This is a genomic window from Nocardioides baekrokdamisoli (genome assembly GCF_003945325.1).
In the GTDB taxonomy this organism is placed as follows: Bacteria; Actinomycetota; Actinomycetes; order Propionibacteriales; family Nocardioidaceae; genus Nocardioides; species Nocardioides baekrokdamisoli.
This window is the reverse complement of the sequence record NZ_AP019307.1, coordinates 830,780-849,861: the sequence shown is the minus strand read 5'-3', so window position 1 is coordinate 849,861 and position 19,082 is coordinate 830,780. Positions and strand designations below refer to the sequence as shown.

At 66.9% G+C, this 19,082-nt stretch carries 13 protein-coding genes; 10 read left to right on the top strand and 3 right to left on the bottom strand.

Going from position 1 to position 19,082, the window contains the following annotated elements; genetic code table 11:
• Positions 1-65 precede the first annotated feature (65 nt).
• A complete protein-coding gene (locus tag KCTC_RS04040; RefSeq protein WP_125566990.1) occupies positions 66-2,051 on the top strand; it encodes a DUF6541 family protein in 1,986 nt (661 codons plus the stop codon).
• Between the two features lie 36 nt (positions 2,052-2,087).
• Here the strand turns inward: KCTC_RS04040 and KCTC_RS04035 are convergent, their stop codons facing one another.
• Entirely contained in the window at positions 2,088-3,029 is a 942-nt protein-coding gene (locus KCTC_RS04035; protein ID WP_125566989.1) for a glycosyltransferase, read from the bottom strand.
• A 99-nt stretch (positions 3,030-3,128) separates the two neighbouring features.
• On the opposite strand from KCTC_RS04035, the gene glf reads away from it, so the two are divergent.
• The 5 genes from glf (at position 3,129) to KCTC_RS04010 (ending at position 11,519) form a co-directional block, all read left to right on the top strand.
• The gene (glf, locus tag KCTC_RS04030) at positions 3,129-4,334 is read left to right on the top strand and encodes a UDP-galactopyranose mutase (RefSeq protein ID WP_125566987.1); all 1,206 of its coding nucleotides are present in this window, start codon (positions 3,129-3,131) and stop codon (positions 4,332-4,334) included.
• Positions 4,331-6,337, top strand: coding sequence for a glycosyltransferase (locus KCTC_RS04025; RefSeq protein WP_125566985.1), 2,007 nt, complete (start codon positions 4,331-4,333; stop codon positions 6,335-6,337). Before glf ends, KCTC_RS04025 begins: the two co-directional genes overlap by 4 nt.
• Positions 6,330-7,340 carry an ABC transporter permease gene (locus KCTC_RS04020; RefSeq protein WP_231998831.1) on the top strand — a complete coding sequence of 337 codons (1,011 nt, stop codon included), beginning with the start codon at positions 6,330-6,332 and terminating at the stop codon, positions 7,338-7,340. Before KCTC_RS04025 ends, KCTC_RS04020 begins: the two co-directional genes overlap by 8 nt.
• Positions 7,340-8,200 (top strand): ABC transporter ATP-binding protein, encoded by an 861-nt coding sequence (locus KCTC_RS04015; protein WP_125566983.1) that lies wholly within the window; start codon positions 7,340-7,342, stop codon positions 8,198-8,200. The genes KCTC_RS04020 and KCTC_RS04015 overlap by 1 nt, the downstream gene beginning before the upstream one ends.
• A gap of 451 nt (positions 8,201-8,651) precedes the next feature.
• On the top strand, positions 8,652-11,519 hold the full coding sequence (locus KCTC_RS04010) for an FG-GAP-like repeat-containing protein (RefSeq protein WP_125566981.1): 2,868 nt from the start codon (positions 8,652-8,654) through the stop codon (positions 11,517-11,519).
• Here the strand turns inward: KCTC_RS04010 and KCTC_RS04005 are convergent.
• On the bottom strand, positions 11,501-12,235 hold the full coding sequence (locus KCTC_RS04005) for a TIGR03089 family protein (RefSeq protein WP_125566979.1): 735 nt from the start codon (positions 12,233-12,235) through the stop codon (positions 11,501-11,503). The two genes, KCTC_RS04010 and KCTC_RS04005, sit on opposite strands and share 19 nt — an antisense overlap.
• A gap of 45 nt (positions 12,236-12,280) precedes the next feature.
• On the opposite strand from KCTC_RS04005, the gene KCTC_RS04000 reads away from it, so the two are divergent.
• The gene (locus KCTC_RS04000; RefSeq protein WP_231998830.1) at positions 12,281-13,390 is read left to right on the top strand and encodes a mannose-1-phosphate guanylyltransferase; all 1,110 of its coding nucleotides are present in this window, start codon (positions 12,281-12,283) and stop codon (positions 13,388-13,390) included.
• 129 nt (positions 13,391-13,519) lie between these two features.
• Here KCTC_RS04000 and KCTC_RS03995 read toward each other — a convergent pair whose 3' ends face one another.
• Positions 13,520-14,290, bottom strand: coding sequence for a DUF3105 domain-containing protein (locus KCTC_RS03995; RefSeq protein WP_231998829.1), 771 nt, complete (start codon positions 14,288-14,290; stop codon positions 13,520-13,522).
• A 222-nt stretch (positions 14,291-14,512) separates the two neighbouring features.
• On the opposite strand from KCTC_RS03995, the gene KCTC_RS03990 reads away from it, so the two are divergent.
• Genes KCTC_RS03990 through KCTC_RS03980 form a run of 3 tightly spaced genes read left to right on the top strand, consistent with a single transcriptional unit; the run spans position 14,513 to position 19,079 of the window.
• A complete protein-coding gene (locus KCTC_RS03990) occupies positions 14,513-14,764 on the top strand; it encodes a WhiB family transcriptional regulator (protein WP_125566975.1) in 252 nt (83 codons plus the stop codon).
• 48 nt (positions 14,765-14,812) lie between these two features.
• Positions 14,813-17,704 (top strand): glycosyltransferase family 2 protein, encoded by a 2,892-nt coding sequence (locus tag KCTC_RS03985; protein ID WP_125566973.1) that lies wholly within the window; start codon positions 14,813-14,815, stop codon positions 17,702-17,704.
• Entirely contained in the window at positions 17,697-19,079 is a 1,383-nt protein-coding gene (locus KCTC_RS03980; RefSeq protein ID WP_125566971.1) for a DUF5719 family protein, read from the top strand. Before KCTC_RS03985 ends, KCTC_RS03980 begins: the two co-directional genes overlap by 8 nt.
• Positions 19,080-19,082 lie beyond the last annotated feature (3 nt).

Below are 19,082 nucleotides of genomic sequence, written 5' to 3'. Positions count from 1 at the left end.
AGCCGGCGGCAGTAGTCTGTCGGCGCCCGGATCCCGAGCCCGGGCACGGGAAGAGGTAGCGAGCCGTGACGTGGTTCGATTTCTGGCTCGCGTTCCTCGCGGCCGCTGCGTTGATGATCGCCCCCGGTGTGGCTCTGCTGAGCCCGGTGGGTCTGTCCTGGGGCAATCGGATCGTGTTCGCGCCGGTCGCATCCGCGGCCGCAGTCGCTGTCCTCGGCATCGCGTACGGCGTCGTCGGGCTGCATTTCAACCCCCTCACGTTCCTCCTCGGAGTCGCCGTGATCGTCGCGGTGGCGTACGGAGCGCGGCGACTCTGGTTGCGCCCATTGCTGCCGGCTCAGGGCCCCGCTTGGGGGCGGTGGGAGTGGTTCGCACTCGCTGGCGGACTCCTCATCGGCGGAGCCAGCTGGCTCGTCCAGTACGTCCACTACCTGGTCATCCCGAACGCCGTCAGCAAGACGTATGACGCACCGTGGCACCTCTCGATCATTCGGCACATCCTCGACACCGGCAACGCGTCCACGCTGAAGGCGGGCATCGTCGACCCGACCGTCGGGTCCTACTTCTACCCAGCTTCCTGGCACGGTCTGGTTGCGCTGACCGCGCAGGGGACCACGGCGGCGGTCCCGACCGCGGTCAACGCCACGGTGCTCGCTGTGATGGCTGTCGCCTGGCCGCTCTCACTGGTGGCGATGACCAGGACGGTCCTCAGGGCGAACGCCTCGACGACCTTCGTCACCCTCGTCCTCAGTGGTGCTTTCGTCGCCTTCCCGGCGCGCTTCGAGACGTACGGCATCCTCTACGCGAACCAGTACGGGTACGCCCTGCTGCCGGCTCTGATCGCAGCCGGGGTGCTGCTGCTCAGGACCGACACCACGATGCTCGCGCGACTGCTGCTGCTCGGGACCGCGCTGGTCGGCACCGCGATCGCCCAACCGAACGGCATCTTCACGGCCGCGTTGCTGTTGCTGCCGCTCGCGATCGGTGTCGTGCACACCTGGGCTCGGCAGCGCAACGAAGGCAACGCACTCCGGGCCGTGGCGATCACGACCGGATTCGTCGTCCTGGTGGGCGTCGTGTGGGTCGGAATCGAGGCCACGAGCTTCATGCACCGCACGGTCAGCGTCGACTGGTCGCCGGTCGGGAGCCTCGGCCTCGCGATCAAGGACGTCCTTAGGCAGAGCACCATGCACCTGGCCCCGGCCTATCTGGTGGCTGCCCTGGTGCTCGCCGGGCTCGTCGTGGCCTGGTTCAAGGTTCGCTGGCTGGTCGGGGCGTACGTCCTTGCCTGCGGTTGTTACATCGTCACCGCCAGCTTCTTCTTTGCCAGCCACCTGAGTCTGTTCCGCAAGGCGGCGACCGGGTACTGGTACCACGACAGTTACCGGCTCTCGGCCACCATCGTCCTGGTCGCAATTCCGCTGGCCGTGCTGGCGATCACGTGCCTGGGCGACGTCATCGCGCGATTCGCCAAGGATCGGGCTCCGGCCCGGCTGCTGGCCTCCGGCGCGGCGATCATCGGTGTCCTGGTGATGGTGGGGGCGCTCGCCAGCCCGGCGGTCCACCAGAACGAACAGTCGTTGCAGAAGGTCAGCCCGATGCAGCCGGCGAAGACGCGCGGCTGGCTGACGTGGGCGGTCAACCAGCCGAAGGTCGACTTCATGACCCGGGTGAAGGCAATCGTGGGTCCCGACATGGTCGCCAACGATCCGTTCGACGGCAGTGCGTACGGATATGGGCTCGTCGGCCTCAACACGTTCTACAAGAGTTACATCGGCAACTGGATGGGCACCCCGTCACCCGACCAGGACCTCATCCGGAATGACCTGAGCAGCCTCACGCCCGACGTGTGCGCGGCGCTCCAGCGCGAGCACATCCAGTACGTGATGATCATGGGCCGGACGGGTCGCGACATCTTCGGGGTGAACTTCGACACGCGGATCAACGGCCAGCGCCCGGGCTGGGGAGGCGTCAACGTCGTCGGGTTCAACGGCTTCACGCCGGTGATCAACGAACCGCTCTACCGCCTCTACAAGATCACCGGTTGCTGACGCCCGCGACTGAAGAGCAACGCCGAAGGCGCGCCGTCAGTCTTTGAACGGCGGGGCCGGGTGGCGGAGGTATTCCAGCCGAGCGGCTTCCTCGCGGGCACGGAGGACGCCGTTGAGGACGAGTCCGACCGCGAACGACAGCATTGCCATCACCATGATCGACGCCGCCAGGAAGGCCGTCGGGAAGCGGCGTACGTAGTGAGTGTTCGCGAACTCCACCACGACCGGGATCCCGAGGATCAGCGCGATCGCCATCAGCAGACCGGCGATGAAACCGAAGAACGCCATCGGCCGCTCGTACTGGACCAGTTCAGCCAGGAGGCGCAGGATCCGCATGCCGTCGTGGTACGTCCGCAGCTTCGACTCCGAGCCGGCCGGGCGGTCCTGGAAGCCCACCGGGACCTCGATCTGCGGCACCCGCAGGTTGACCGAGTGCACGGTGAGTTCGGTCTCGATCTCGAACTCTCGTGACAGGGCGGGGAACGACTTCACGAAACGTCGCGAGAAGACCCGGTAGCCCGAAAGCATGTCGGACACGTCCTCGCCGAAGAGCCGCGAGGTCAGGCGGTTGAACGCCCGATTGCCGAGTGCGTGACCGGGTCGGTACGCCGAGGTGGTGGTCTCCTCGGTGCGTACGCCGAGCACGTGGTCGTACGGGCCCGACATCAGGGTGGCGATCATCCCGGGTGCTGCCGAGGCGTCGTACGTGTCGTCGCCGTCGATGAGCAGGTAGATGTCCGCGTCGATGTCGGAGAAGGCCCGGCGTACGACATTGCCCTTGCCCTTGCGGCTCTCGGTACGCACCAGGGCGCCGGCGGCGCGGGCGACCTCAGAGGTGCGGTCGGACGAGTTGTTGTCGTAGACGTAGACCGTCATCTCAGGGACTGCGTTGCGGAGGTCGGTGACGACCTTGGCGATCGCGATCTCCTCGTTGTAGCACGGAACGATCGCGACGATACGCGGTGACTGCTCGGTCATGGGTCTCCTCCAGGGTCGGCTCATCGTAGTGGGCGCGCGGCCCGGACCGGCGGCGCGTGGAAGGGTGTCTCGTCAACCCGAACCCCTAAACTCCAACCCGTGCCAGTCTCTGAACAATCCGTCTCTGACCTGCCTGACCTTGTGGTCGTCGGCTCCGGCTTCTTCGGCTTGACCATCGCGGAGCGGGTGGCCGCTGAGCTCGGCAAGCGAGTCCTCATCCTTGAGCGTCGTCCTCACCTTGGCGGCAACGCCTACAGCGAGTTCGATGCGGAGACCGGCATCGAGGTGCACAAGTACGGCACCCATCTCTTCCACACCTCGAACGAGAAGGTCTGGGAGTACGTCAACCGTTTCACGACGTTCACGAACTACCAGCACAAGGTGTTCGGCAAGTACCAGGGGCAGGTTTACTCGCTGCCGATGAACCTGGCGCTGATCAACCAGTTCTTCGGCAAGGCGCACACTCCGGACGAGGCGCGCGCGCTGATCGCCGACCAGGCCAGCGAGATCAACACCGAGGACGCCCGGAACCTCGAGGAGAAGGCGATCTCCCTGATCGGCCGCCCGTTGTACGAGGCATTCATCAAGGGCTACACCGCCAAGCAGTGGCAGACGGACCCGACCGAGCTGAGTGCGGAGATCATCACCCGCCTCCCGGTGCGGTACACGTTCGACAACCGCTACTTCAACGACGCGTACGAGGGTCTGCCGACCGACGGTTACACCGCCTGGCTGACCCGGATGGCTGACCATCCCAACATCGAGGTACGCGTCGGCGTGGACTTCTTCGACGTGGCTGAGGACTACAAGGGCAAGGTCCCGATCATCTACACGGGCCCGGTCGATGAATACTTCCACAACGTCGAGGGTCGGCTGTCCTGGCGTACCGTCGATCTCAAGCAGGAGACGCTGGACGTCGACGACTACCAGGGCACCGGCGTGGTCAACGCCAATGACCCCGAGGTCCCGTTCACGCGCGAGCTCGAGTTCAAACACCTTCACCCGGAGCGCGCAGCGACGTACAAGAAGGGCCGCTCGATCGTGGTCCGTGAGTACAGCCGCTTCGCGGAGGAGGGCGACGAGCCGTACTACCCGATCAACACCGCCGAGGACCGCGAGAAGTTGCTCAAGTACCGCGACCTCGCCAAGGCGGAGCCGATGGTCCTCTTCGGTGGTCGCCTCGGCACCTACAAGTACCTCGACATGCACATGGCGATCGCCTCGGCGTTGTCGATGTACGAGAACAAGATCCGCCCGCACTTCGCGGACGGTGCGGCCTTCGCCAGCGGGGGAGTGGACGAGTGAGCGGCACTGCTGTGACGACGCGCCTGCTGCAGCGGCAGATCCTGCCGGCCGGCCACGACTACGAGGTCTTCCCGCTCTACATCGACGTCGAGGACGCCAACCTCGATGAGGACAAGTACGTCATCGGTGGGGACAGCGCCGCGAAGGCGATGGCCAACCTGGACCGCCGCAAGAGCACCGGCACGGGTCGGCAGCTGAACGCGGAGCAGATCCTCGACCGCACGCGCCTGCGCGTCGACGCGGGCCAGCGACTCTCCTTCGGCACCTACTTCAACGGCTTCCCCGCGGGCTACTGGCGTCGCTACACGATCGTGGAGAAGGTTCGCCTCACGGTGACTCTGCACGGCATCGGCAGCACGGTGGTGGTCAACAAGTCGCTGGCGAACGGCAACAGTCAGCGCGTCGACACCGGCACCTCCGACAGCATCGGGCCGCGCGAGTTCGTCTTCGACCTCCCGCTCACCCCGTTCGTCGACGGTGGCTGGTACTGGTACGACGTCGTCGCAGGTGACGAGCCGGTGACGGTGAGCGCCGAGTGGACGGCTGACGTGCCGGAGGACCGCGCCGCGCATGGCACGGTCGACATCGCGATCACCACGATGAACCGCCCCGATTTCTGCTCCCGACTACTGCAGCAGATCGGCGAGGACGAGCACCTGGCGCCGTTCATCGACACCGTGTTCGTGATGGAGCAGGGCACCAAGCTCGTCCAGGACGACCCGGAGTTCCCGGCCGCGAAGGACGCGCTCGGCGACAAGCTGCGCATCCTCGAGCAGGGCAACCTCGGCGGTTCCGGCGGGTACGCCCGCGGCCAGCTCGAGTCCATCCGCAAGGGCACGGCGACGTACGCCCTGATGATGGACGACGATGTCGAGTGCGAGCCCGAGAGCATCGTTCGTCAGGTCACCTTCGGTGACCTCTGCAAGGTCCCGACGCTCGTCGGTGGCCACATGTTCAGCCTGTACGCGCGGACCCGCCTGCACAGCTACGGCGAGATCGTGCAGCCGTGGCGCTTCCTGTGGATGACCCGCGACGACGGCCACACCCAGTGGGACTTCGCCACCCGCAACCTGCGCTCGGCGCGCTGGCTGCACAAGCGCGCCGATGTCGACTTCAACGGCTGGTTCTCGTGCCTGATCCCGACCAAGGTGATCAGCGAGATCGGGCTCTCGCTGCCGGTCTTCATCAAGTGGGACGACAGCGAGTACGGCCTGCGTGCGAAGGCGCACGGCTACCCGACGGTTTCGTTCCCAGGTGCGGCCGTGTGGCACGTACCGTGGTCCGACAAGAACGATGCCCTCGACTGGCAGTCGTACTTCCACCTGCGCAACCGCGTCATCGCGGCCCTGTTGCACAGCACCTACCCCAAGGGTGGCCGGCTGCTCAACGAGATCCGGAACAACCAGATCGCGCACCTGGTCGCGATGCAGTACTCAACGGCCGAGCTCCGGATCCAGGCGTTGGAGGACATCCTCAAGGGCCCCGAGCAGCTGCACGCGATGCTGCCGACGCGTCTCAAGGAGATCAACGAACTGCGGATGCAATTCGCCGACGCGCAGCTGCACCGCGATGTCGACTCCTTGCCGCCCGTACGCCTGGACAAGCCGACCAAGAAGGGCGTCAGCGTCACTGAGGTGCCGAGCCGCAAGCAGACGTTGAAGGCTGCCGGCCTGGCGCCGCTTCGACAGCTGCTTCCGGAGCGGTATCTGTCGCGCGAATTCCCCGAGGCCGAGATCCCCGCGCTCGACGCGAAGTGGTACCGGCTGGCCGGTTTCGACTCGGCGATCGTGTCGATGAACGACGGCACCTCGGCGGCGCTCTACCGCCGTGACCGAGCCACGTACGCCTCCATGTTGCGTCGATCACTCGCGTTGCACATGCAGTTCCGGCGGGACTGGAACGCCTTGTCCGTGCGCTATCGTCAGGCCCTGTCCGAGATCACCTCGCCCGAGGCGTGGGAAGAGACTTTCAAGCCTTGGACGGAAGGGGATCAGCGTGACTGAGGCCGCTGCCAGTTCCCGGCTGCTGGGCCGCTCCGCAGACACGAACCCGCCGCTGGTCGACCCGGCAGCCAACCTCGGCCTGCTGTCCGTCTTCCGGCGTACGTACCTGCTCCGGCTGCTCGTCGGACGTGAGGTCACGGCGCGCTACTCGGGTTCGCTGCTCGGTCTCGCGTGGTCCTACATCAACCCGCTCACCCAGTTCCTCGCGTACTGGTTGATCGTCGGTGGCCTGCTCGAGAAGAACATGGCCATCCCGAGCTACCCGTTGCACATCCTGACGGCGCTGCTCATCACGCACTTCTTCACTGAGACCTTCGCCGCGGGTACGGCTTCCATCCATCACAACAAGGCGCTTGTGATCCGGATGCCGATCCCGAAGGAGATGTTCCCGGTCGCCTCGATGCTCGTGTCGCTGATCCACGTGCTGCCGGAGATCCTGATCCTGAGCGTGGGTGTCGGCATCGTCGGCTGGCACGGCGCGATCCTGCCGTCGATCGCATACACGCTGATGTCGTTCGCGATCATCATGGTGCTGGGGACAGCGGTGTCGCTGCTGTTCTCGGTCGCGGACGTCTACTTCCGTGACTTCGGCAGTGTGGTCGGCATCCTCACGTTCCTGATCCGCTTCGCGGTGCCGATGATGTACCCGTTCAGCCGGGTCGTCGAGTCGACCAGGAACCACCCCTGGATCTACTGGATCTACATCCACAACCCCGTGGTGGTGGCGATCGAGTTCCTGGAGAAGGCGTTCTGGTGGGGGACTGTGCCCACGAACCGGATCCTTCCGGGCACCGACGTGATCATTGCGACCAACGGCCACACCGGCCTTCCGCTCGACTGCACCAAGGCGGCGCCCGGCACGGAGTGCGTACCGCTGCTGCACGAGTTCCCCGATCACATGATCGCCCTCGGTTTCGAGACCTTGGCTGCCTGTCTTGCTCTGTTGCTGATCGCGCAGTTGGTGTTCAACAAGTTCGAGGCCAAGATCCCGGAGCGTTTGTGATGACGACGGCACCAGTCCCTGCTCGCCGGCCGACGTTCGGCAAGATCGACGACAACACCTCGATCGTGATCGATGACGTCTCCAAGCAGTTCACGATCCGGTACAGCCGGTCCATCAAGGAGATCACCGCGGCCAAGGCCAAGGGTCAGCCGATCTCCAAGAAGTTCCAGGCCATCCAGAACGTCTCGTTCACCGTCCAGAAGGGCGAGTCCATCGGCCTGATGGGCTTCAACGGTGCCGGCAAGTCGACGCTGCTCAAGCTGATCTCCGGCGTGATGGCCCCCGACGAGGGCGAGATCCTGACCCGTGGCCGGATCGCCGGACTGATCGGCGCCGGTGCCGGTTTCCACCCGCAGATCAGCGGCGATGAGAACATCTTCCTCAACGCCGCGATCATGGGCATGTCCGACAAGGAGACTCGCGCCGTCTACGACGACATCGTGGCGTTCGCCGACATCGGCGAATTCCTCGCGGCACCGGTCACCACGTACTCCTCGGGCATGCTCGCCCGCCTCGGCTTCGCCGTCGCGGTGCACGTGAAGTCGGACATCTTCCTGGCCGACGAGACGCTCGCGGTCGGTGACCGACCCTTCCGCGAGAAGTGCATCAAGAAGATGGACGAGATCCGCTCCGAGGGGCGGACGATGTTCTACGTCTCGCACTCCGAGGGTTCGGTCATGACGATGTGTGATCGCGCGCTCGTGCTCAAGAAGGGCCGGCTGGTCTTCGACGGCTCGCCCCGCGCCGCCGTGAAGTTCCAGATGCGTCAGATGACGCCGGGCATCACCGACGACGAGATCGAGAAGATCATGACGGAGCAGTACGAGACCGACGACAGCGAGATGGGCGCCGACATCTGACGGCGCGTCAGCCGCGTCGTTCAGTGCTCGACGGCCCACGTGGCCGCCTTGCGCGAGGACTCCTTGCTGCCGCACGCGTCAGACCGCCTGCCTCCACAAGCGAGGCGGCGACGCACCTTTTCCACAACCGATCAGCCTCGGCCTGAACGCACGCAGCGTTCAAGCCGAGGCTGATCGCATGTGGATGTGGGATGACCGTACGCAGGGGTGGACCGATGTTGCGATCGGGGTGGTGCCGTGGCCAGATCGCGACTCACCTTCAACATCGGTCCACCTTGGCGTCCGACAAGCGACGCGAACCAGCACCAATTCGTCGAACTAATTCGCCCCAGTCGGCGTGTCGACTGGAAATTACATCATTGTAGTTACTCACGATTCCTTCCGTTTCGTATGTGACTGATGTGAAAGTTGAGCCCTCGTGTGACCTTCCCCCACACCTGGAGTGATTCAAATGGTTTCCAAGACGACGCGTTCGCGGGCGTACTTCATGGCCTTCAGCCAGCAGTTGCTGGTCCTGGGCGCTGTCGGTGCTGCCCTGATCCCGGCGAGTGCCGTGATCAACCTCGACGTGGTCGCTCAGACGCCCGCGCACACCGCCATCGGCGCACCCGCACCGGCTCCGTCGGCCACGACCTCGCAGACGCCGCAGTCCTCCGTTGTCCCGGTCGGCACGGTGAAGGTCACCGGCCACGACGTTGCACTCACCGCCGCAACCACCGCCGCGCCGGTCAAGAAGGACGACTCGCAGGCGAGCATTCGTACGGTCGTCAGCAACATCACGCCGGTGACCGGGTACGGCATCGTCGGCCTGACCTGGGCGCACGGGGAGAACCTCGCCAAGGACGACGTCACCGCCGATGTGCGTACGGAGACCAACGGCGTGTGGAGTGGCTGGACGCCGCTGGACTACGACGACGACGGCTACGCCCCGGACCCGAAGTCACCTGACGGGCTCCGCAGCCGTCCGGGCTTCGGGGAGGCCCTGGTCGGCAAGGTCGACTTCGTCCAGGCTCGACTCACCGTCGCCAAGGGCGCCCTGCCGACCGACCTGAAGCTCGCCGTCATCGACACCGGCATGGCTACGAAGACCGCCGTCGAGGCCCCGGCGATCGACACCGCTCGTCTGGGCCCGAACAGCAAGACCCCGGACACGATGCTGCCGTCGAGCCCGAAGAGCGCCAGCGAGGGCGCGATCGCGCCGATGGCGGACACGTACGCGCTGAGTGCAGCCGTGACTGCCAAGCCTGTCATCTACAGCCGCGCGCAGTGGGGCGCCGATGAGTCGTGGCGCGACCCGACGTCCCTGCACTACTTCGAGATCCACGGCGGCTTCGTTCACCACACGGTCAACAGCAACGACTACACCGCGGCCGACGTCCCCGCGATCATCCGCGGCATCTACTACTTCCACACGCACTCCCGCGGCTGGTCCGACATCGGCTACAACTTCCTGATCGACAAGTTCGGTCGCATCTGGGAGGGCCGGTACGGCGGCGTTGACCGCGCTGTCGTCGGAGCGCATGCGTACGGGGTCAACGACTACGCCTTCGGTGTCTCGGCCATCGGCAACTACAACGAGGTGCGGCCGAGCCAGGCACTGCTGAACGCCGAGGGCGCGCTCTTCGCCTGGAAACTGTCACTCAGCGGCGTCTCGGCCTCGGCCGATCGCGCGAACATCGCCGGCGTTGTCTTCAACTCACCGATCCAGGGCCACCGCGACGCGGTCCGGGTCAACTCGCTGAACCAGACCGAGTGCCCGGGCACCTATCTGTACGCAGCCATCCCGACGATCCGCAGGATTGCCGCGGCCGACCAGGCGGGTTGGGCCGAGCGGAACCTGCACACCAGCCTCGTCGGGCCGTACCCGAGCATCGTCGCCCGCCGCGCCAGCGACTCGCAGATCGTGGTGCTGCCGACCGGTGGCATCAGCGACTTCGCGGCGCAGGTGAAGGTGGCCGGCCTGCCGGCGGGCCAGACCTCCGCCGTGCCGACGCCGGACGTGACTGGCGACGGCAAGGGCGACCTCATCAGCTACGGGCCGACCAGCTTCTCGGTCTACGCCGGCAACGGTGCTGGCGGCTTCGCTCTCACGGCAACCCGCGCCACGACGGCGTTCGCCAACCTCACGCACGTCACCGCAGTCGGCGACGTGACCGGCGACGGCAAGAACGACCTCGTCGGCATCAACGCCGCCGGACACGCGGTGCTCCTCAACGGCAACGGCGGTGGTGCCTTCGGAGTCCACGTCCTGCCGTTGGTCGTCGGCCACCCGACCTTCTTCCTGGGCGCCGGCGTTCTGACCTCGGACCACAAGCCGGATCTACTCGCGATCAGCTCGACGGGTGTGATGACACGGTTCCACGGCAATGGGGCAGGTGCATTCGCCTCGGGTGTCACGGTGCCGGGCTCGTACCCCGGTGGCAGCTCGTGGAGCGGCATCGGGGACTTCACCGGCGACGGCAGGGCCGACATCGTCGAGCGCAGCGCCTCGGGTACCGGATACGTCTGGCCGGGCAACGGCGCGGGCGGCTTCTCGCACTGGGTCGGTCCGTACGGCGCCACGGCCTCACTCGGCAACATCGCAGGAGCGGCTGTCCTCTCCGGGCACCGCTACCCGGACCTGGTCGGCGTCCACGACGGTGCGATCTGGATGGCAGCCAACTCCGGACGTACGGACCTCAACAACCCGATCGCGACCGGCATCTTCCTGCCGAACGCCAACCTGCTGCTCAACGTGGGTGACTGGGACGGCAATGGGATCGGCGACTTCATGGCCCGGCTCAGCAACGGTCAGCTGTACCTCTACCGCGGCAAGGGCAACGGCCAGTTCTACCCGGCTCAGTTGATGACCCCCGGCGCCGGCAGTTGGACCAACATCGCTGCGCCTGGTGACGTCACCGGCGACGGTCACCCGGACCTGCAGGTCCAGAGCGGGAACTCGCTGCTCATCGTGGTGGGCCGCGGCGCCACACTCGGCTTCGCCGGGGCGTACGTCTCTCACGCCGCCCTCGCCGGCACCCAGATCGCGGCAGGTCTGTGGGACGGCGACGGCGCGCCCGACTCGATCTTCCGGTCGGGTAGCAGTCTCACGGTCTGGCTGGGTGACGGCCCCGGTGGTCTCTACGCCTCGAAGGCCCTCAACCTGAACGTGTCGGCCTACAACTGGATCGCGGGTGAGGCACCTGGTCGCGGTGGAACCCATCCGGACCTGTTCGCCCGTGAGACCGCATCTGGGGCTCTGGTCCAGCGCACCGGTACGAACCTCAACCAGTACCGATACATGGGGAGCGGCTTGAACGCTTACAACCTGCTCGGGTGATCCCGAGCCGACCTCGACACCTGGGCGGGGAAGCGATCCGTGACGAGCTCGGAGGCCGCAATCGCCTCCAGTCGCTCCGGGTCGGCGCCGGTGACGAGGACCAGTGACCCGTTCGTCATGAGCGGGATGCAGATGGAGGCGAATCCCGGTGGGGAAGCCGGATTCGCCTCCGACAGCAGGCGGCTGCCGTCCGTGGGGAAGCGGGCGGCAGCCGCTAACGCTGTCTCCTGGGTGGCGTTGTCCCAACTGGTAGCGACGTCGTCGCGTTGGGGTGGATCCCACGGCGTGAAGGCGTCTGGCTGCCCCCAGATCTCCTCACCGACGTCGTGGACTCCGGCGGGTACACCCTCACGGAACCGGACGCCAAGGGGCAGCAGGGAGCAGGCCAGGGTGACCGCGCCCGGCACGGGGGCAACGGCCTCAGGGCCGAGGACGACGACGTCCGCGCCACCCTCGGTCAGCACCAGACCGATGTTGAGCGCCGCTCCGACGAAGATGGTCCCGAGCCAGTGCGGCGGGAGATCGATGCGGATCTTCTGGCCCCGCTCCAGGCCGTACTCGTCGACGAGCAACCCGGACGCCTTGGCGATCCAGTTCGCGTACGTGGTGAGCGACAGCTCGATCCGCTCACCGGTGCCTTCGTCGATGAACGTCACGAAGGGGCGGCCGGGGTTCGTACGCAACGCGCGCGCGAGCGCCGCGGGGTAGGTGGTCACCTCCCCATCATCGCGTGCCCGGATCCATGTCTAGGCTGTGCTCCCGTGGCGTCTCTAGATGTGGCAGGACCGATCGAGAACTTCTGGGCGGTGATCCCCGCCGGCGGCGCGGGTACGCGCCTGTGGCCGCTGTCGCGGGCCAGCGCACCGAAGTTCCTGCGCGACCTGACCGGCTCCGGGCGTTCGCTCCTCCAGGAGACGTACGACCGGCTGAACGAGCTCGTCGAGGAACGCTTCATCGTGGTCACCGGTGCCGCGCACCAGGCGGCCGTCGTTGAGCAACTGCCTGCTCTGGCGGCGGACGGCGTCCTCGCCGAGCCCAGCCCTCGTGACTCGATGGCGGCGATCGGCCTGGCTGCGGCGGTCCTCGAGCTCCGTGACCCCGATGCCGTGATGGGCTCGTTCGCAGCCGATCACGTGATCACAGCCTGGCCGCGATTCGCCGAAGCCATCCGGCGTGCCGTGGCAGTGGCGCACGAGGGTCTGCTGGTCACGATCGGAGTGGAGCCGACGTTCCCGTCCTCGGCGTTCGGATACATCCGTGGAGCCGGCCCGCTGGGCGGGCATGAGGGAGTCGAGACGGTCGACTGCTTCGTGGAGAAGCCTTCCGAGGACGTAGCCCGCGGCTACCTCCAGGAGGGTGGCTACCGCTGGAACGCCGGCATGTTCGTGGTCCGGCCGACCGTGTTGCTCGATCTGCTCGCGGAGTCCGATCCGGCGTTCGCGGCGGCCCTGCGCGCGATCGCTGCGGCGCCCGAGACGCTCGAGTCGGCCTGGGAGGACCTGCCCAAGATCGCCATTGACCACGCGGTGGCCGAGCCGGCCGCCGTGCGTGGCCGGGTCGCGGTCGTACCGGCGCTGTTCGGTTGGGACGACGTCGGCGACTTCGACTCGCTCGCCACCCTGCTGGATGCGGCGCTGACTGCGCCGGCAACCGGCCCCATCGTGCTGGGCGACTCCGACCTGGTGCACGCCATCGACAGCACCGGCCTGGTCGTGCCGCACGGCGGGCGTACGATCGCGATCGTCGGGCTGGACGACATCGTCGTCGTGGACACCCCGGACGCCGTCCTCGTCACGACCCGGGCTCACGCCCAGCAGGTCAAGAACGTGGTGGCGGCGCTGAAGGCCAAGAACCAATCACACCTGACCTGAGACAGGCCACAACCAACAGGTCGAACGTGTGCGGACGTGTGCGGCCGCAAGGCGCCGGAGGGAAGCGGGCCTTGGTGGGCCCGCGACCGAAGAGCAACGCCGCGGACGCTCCGTCCACACACGTTCGCCTCACATGTTCGGGGGTTCTGGGCTATTCGTGTAGGGGTACGCCTGCATGAAGTTCTTCACTGCCTGACCGCTGACCCCACCGCAGTACTGGAACACGCCGGGACCCCAGCCGGTACCGTCGGCGCCGGTCTCCCAGTGGGTGAGTGCGATGTGCGTCCCGGTCGGGAAGGTCTTCGGCTTCGCGGTCTTGGCCAGCGACGCCTCGTCGGCGCTCGTCCACGGGACGGCGATGAACTTGTCACGGAAGTCGGCCGTCCCGGCGAACTTGTTGGCGATGGCGTGGACCTGGTCGAGCGCGTCACCAGAGATGGTCGCGTCGTACCAGAGGATCGTGTAGCCGTGCTCGAGGTTGTGCACGAGCGCCTCGAGCGGGGGACGGTCCGCGGTCGTGTAGAACTTGCGCTGCATCGCGACCGGCGCGACACCGGCCACGTTCCAGTGGTTGCCGAAGGCCGGCGGGGCGGTCGAGTACTGCACCGGGTTCGGGTACGTCACGTGGGTGTGACCGTTGGACGCAAGGGTGGTGATCGCGCCACAACTGGCAGCCTGGGGGCTGGCCCCGATGTTCTGCAGCGCGGTGTTGTCGTACTTCTGGTAGCTCGGGTTCTTCGCCTTCCAGAGGTGGGCCACCGGGATCCAGAGCAGGGCGATCGAGATGATCACGCAGGCGCCGACGATGCCCCAGTTGCGGATCAGGTCCTGGCGCTTGTTCTTGCGCTGGAGGTCGGCGATCACGGCCCGGCGGTCCGGAGTCGCGTTGTTTCGTGCCACGTGTGGTCCCTTGGCTGGAGTGTCAATGACTTCGACGAGTGTACGGATCGTCGTGGTACGCCGTGGCATCCGCCGGAGGGGTGTGACTGATGTGACTGAAGTGACTCACGGGACGTATACCAGAAACCGGGCTTGACGTACGGCTACGACAGGCATGTAATTTCACCAGTGTTGTTCTTCCCCCGAAGCAACGCAGATGAGCCGGGTCGAAAGGGCATGACAATGCGAGAATTGTTCTTGGTGGAGCCGATCGCCGATGAGAACTGGCAGGACCGTGCGCTGTGTGCGCAGACGGATCCCGAGGCCTTCTTCCCCGAGAAGGGCGGGTCCACGCGAGAGGCCAAGAAGGTCTGCCTCACGTGTGATGTACGCAATGAGTGCCTGGAGTCGGCGCTCATGAACGACGAGCGTTTCGGGATCTGGGGTGGCCTCTCCGAGCGTGAGCGTCGCAAGCTCAAGAAGCGGGCGGTCTGACGCCCGGCTTCTGACACGGAGCCGTGCACGGGTTTAGGCTCACCATCCGTGGCGTATCCCGATGAGACTCCGGCGTCCGGGGTCGCCCTGGTCCTGATCAGCCACGACGGAGCCGGTTGGCTCCCGACGGTGATCGACGGGATTGCCGCCCAGACATATCCGTTGGTGGGCGTACGCGCCGTCGACACCGGATCCAAGGACCAGAGCGCCGAGCTGCTCGCAGCGGCGTACGGCGACGTGCAGGTGCTGGGACGTGGGACCACGTTCCCGGAGGCCGTACGAGCTGCGGTCGACGGACTGGATGTCGAATGGGTCTGGATCCTCCACGACGATTCCACGCCGGCGCCGTCCGCACTGGCCGCGCTGATGGCCGCCGCCCACAAGACCGGCGCCGGTGTGCTCGGCCCCAAGATTCGCGAGTGGCCGTCGCTACGCAGGCTCCTCGAAGTCGGCATCACCATCTCCGGCACCGGCCGCCGCGAGACCGGTCTTGAACGGGCCGAGTACGACCACGGCCAGCACGACGCACTGCGCAAGGTCCTGGCGGTGAACACGGCAGGCATGCTCGTACGTCGTGAAGTGCTCGAACAGGTCGGCGGCTTCGACGATCACCTGCCGATCTTCGGCAACGACATCGACTTCTGCTGGCGGGCGGCCGCCGCCGGCCACGACACCTATGTGGTGCCCGACGCGGTGGTCTTCCACGTCGCGGCGGCCCACAACGGCGTGCGGCAGACGCCACTGACCGGCCGGCACATCCACTTCCAGGAGCGCCGCGCGGCCCTCTTCACGTTGCTCGCCAACAGCAACGCTCTGGCCCTTCCGTGGCGGATGGTGCGGCTCGTCGTCGGGACGATGTTGCGCGTGCTCGGGTTCATCACCGTCCGGCAGGTCGGGACCGCCCTTGACGAACTCGCCGCACTCGTCCACACCTACACCCATCTCGGTGATCTGCGCGCTGCTCGGAAGTCTCGACGACGGACCCGTACTCGCCGGACCGGTCTGCTGGCGCCCTGGTGGCTTCCGTACCGACACGGTCTCGACTTCGTCACCGATGTGTACGCCGCGGTCACGACAACAGCTGCCGATGTGGCCGAACGCCGTCAGATCGCCAAGGCCGAGGCCGACCCCGCCTCGTTCGCAGCCCGTGAACGTGCCATCCGGGATGCCGAGGACGCCGACGTGCCGAGCGAATCGGGATGGTTGGTCCGGTTCCTCGGGAACCCGGTGGCGGTCGCGCTCAGTGTCGTCGTGCTTCTCGGCCTGGTCGCGGCGCGGGCTGGTTTCGGGCACGTGGCCGGCGGTGGCCTGTGGGCCGCTCCCAGCGGCGCGTCGGACTGGTGGCGGACGTACCTGCAATCGGTGCATCCGGTCGGCCTGGGCACTCACGTGCCTGCGCCGCCGTACCTGATCCCGCTGGCTGTTCTCGCGACCCTGCTCGGCGGGAGTGCCTCACTGGCGATCTCCCTGCTGATGATCGCGTCGTTCCCGGTCTCGCTGTGGGGCGCCTGGCGTTTGCTGCGAGTCGTCGGTCGACTGATCAGTCACCGCGGAGCGCCGCGCTGGCTCATCCTCTGGGCAGCCACCGCCTACGCGTTGTTGCCGTATGTCTCGGGTGCCTGGGGCGGGGGGCGACTCGCATTCGTGGTGATCGCTGCGATCCTGCCGTGGCTCGCCCACGCGGCGCTCGGCTTCAGCGAGCCGACCCACGAACGTCGTTGGGTCGCCGGATGGCGCTGCGGCTTGATGTTGACGCTGGTGGTGGCGTTCTCGCCGGCGGCCTGGTTCGCGGTCGTCGTCCTCGGCCTGGTGGCGACATCGGCGGGCTACCTTCTGGTGCGCGGACCGCTCAAGGGCGTACGGATCGACCGCGACGTCTACGGTCCACCGCTGCTGACCGCCTTCATCCCGGTCGGCCTGCTGGCGCCGTGGTGGCTGTCCGCGGTCTGGCACGGAGCTGCCGGCGGACTGCTCCTCGAGGCGGGTACGGTGCCGGCGTCGAGCATCAATGGCTGGCACCTCCTGGCCGGCACCCTTCCGGGAGCGGGCCTGGGCTGGGGTCTCGGACTGATGTTCGTCGTCCTCGCCGTGATCGCCCTGGTGCCGGTGCGTACGCGGATCCCGGTGCTCGCGTGCTGGGCCCTGGCTGCCTGCAGCACGCTGGCCGGCGCGATCCTCTCGGTCATCCCGGTCCAGCTCCCGTCAGGCACCACCCATGCGAGCCTCGCGTTGGTGCTGCTCACCCTGCACGGGAGCCTTCTGGTGGCGATCAGCCTCGGTGCGCAGGGGGCAGTGGCCGAGGGGCTCGATGCTCGACGGTGGCTCACCGGCGTCCTCGTGGTGGCCGGCGTCGTTCCCGTGATCGTGGGTCTGGGATGGTCGGCGCTGAGGGCGGGCGATGGCTTGGGCACCGCGCCGAATGCGGGCGTGCCCGACACGCTGATGGACGTAGGTCGGGCCCAGCCGCTCGGAGTCCTCGTGCTGCGTGGATCGACCACCAACGGCATCGCGTACACCATCGTGCGACCCGGAGGCGTGACCGAGGGACAGCAGGCCCTCCTGGCTCTGACACCGGAACGCTCCGACGTGACCCAACTGGTCCGGGAGCTGATCACCCGACCGACCGCACAGACCATGCCGGCGCTGGCGGCCGACGGGATCGGGTACGTGGCTCAGCCACCCGGTTCTGATCCAGCGGTCACGACAGTCCTGGATGCCGCGTACGGCCTGCAGCGAACGAGCACCGGCAACCCGGCGTTCCGGGCCTGGGCGAACTGCGTCATCGTGGCTCCGACATGCGCGAAGACCCCTGTGATGGCACTGAGTCCGAGTGGTTCCATCTCCTGGATGCGGGTCGTCCTGCTGATGGTCCAGGGCCTCGCACTCTTTGGCGTCGTCGTGATGTCGCTGCCGCGCGAATGGGGGGCCACTCGTGTCTGAATTCGAGACAGTCGCCCGGTCGAGTGTGCGCAGGCTGCGCACGCGTGGGCTCGATCCGCTGGTCGTCATCTCGGCCCTTCTGGTGCTGGCCACGATCGGCTTCGCGGCCGTGACCCTCGCCCATCCGGGCTCGGGTCGCATGCAAGGTCCACGCAACGTGTCCTTCTCGGGCGCATTGCGCGGATGCCCGTCGACTGCTTCCGGTACGTCCATCAGGGTGGGCTCGCTGGGCACCGGTACTGGCGGGATCCTGACGCGTCAGGGCTCCGCGCCACCGACCCAGGCCGGTGTCGTCCATCCGTCGCAGACCACCGACATCCCCGCTGGCGGCCAGCCGCGTGCGGTCGTGGTCACCGGCCCGGCCGCTGCGGGCCTCGCGGTCGGTGCCTTCGGCACCGGGCCGCTCTCGGGCACCCGTTGTCTGGAACCGAGCAGCGACTACTGGTTCACCGGGCTCGGTGCCGCCTCGACCCATGATTCGATCATCGAGATCGACAACCCGGCCGACACCGGGGCCGAAGTGGTCATCACCCGCTACTCCTCGCGGACTGCGGCCCAGCCAGTTGTCGATGATCGCGTCCTTGCGCCGCACAGCAGCGTGAGCATCGACCTCTTCAAGGACAGTCCGCAGTACGGGGTCTTCGCCATCCATGCCGCCGTCGTGCAGGGGCAGGCGACGGTATCGGTGCTGGATCAGGCCCAGACGCCCGGACAGTCGGCGCTCAGCGACTGGCTCATTCCCCAGACGGCTCCGATCGACACGGTCACACTGTTGGGGGTGCCGCACGCCGCCCGCCACACCTTGACGGTCGCCAACCCGGGCGCGGATCAGGTCACCGCCACCATCCGGCTGGTCACGAAGAGTTCGATGTTCGCTCCGGCGAAGTTCACCGGCATTCCGGTGCCGGGGAACGGTGTCGCCACCGCCGACCTCAGTGCGATCCTGGCCGGGGCGAAGGATGTCATCGGTATCGAGGTCGACGCGCCGTCGCCGATCACGGCGAGCCTCGCCTCGATCGTCGGCAATGACCTCGCGATCACCGGCGCAGACCCGCTGTTGACCGCCGAGGGCGGGACCGTCGTACCGGACGGCAACAAGACCGTCGTCATCGGTGCCGCGGCGGTGGCTGGATCGGTCAACGTGATTGCGCGCGACTCCTCGGGCAAGGTCGTCTTCAGGAGCGCCGTCCCGGTCACGACCATGGGAGCGGTGTCTGTGACGTTGCCGACCAGCGCTTCGCTCGTTCAGATCCAGACGAACAGGATCAGCCTGCGCGCTGCGATCGTGGTGACTGGCAACGGAGCTGTCGTCGTGCCAGTCGGGCGCGTCATCCGGGTCAGTTCGGTGCCGTACGTGCGCCCCGGGGTCGGCTGACTC

Bases quoted from the DNA above. Each gene is read 5' to 3' on its own strand.
- KCTC_RS04035 (WP_125566989.1), bottom strand. From the start codon at position 3,029: ATGACCGAGCAGTCACCGCGTATCGTCGCGATCGTTCCGTGCTACAAC.
- KCTC_RS04015 (WP_125566983.1), top strand. From the start codon at position 7,340: ATGACGACGGCACCAGTCCCTGCTCGCCGGCCGACGTTCGGCAAGATC.
- KCTC_RS04010 (WP_125566981.1), top strand. From the start codon at position 8,652: ATGGTTTCCAAGACGACGCGTTCGCGGGCGTACTTCATGGCCTTCAGC.
- KCTC_RS03990 (WP_125566975.1), top strand. From the start codon at position 14,513: ATGCGAGAATTGTTCTTGGTGGAGCCGATCGCCGATGAGAACTGGCAG.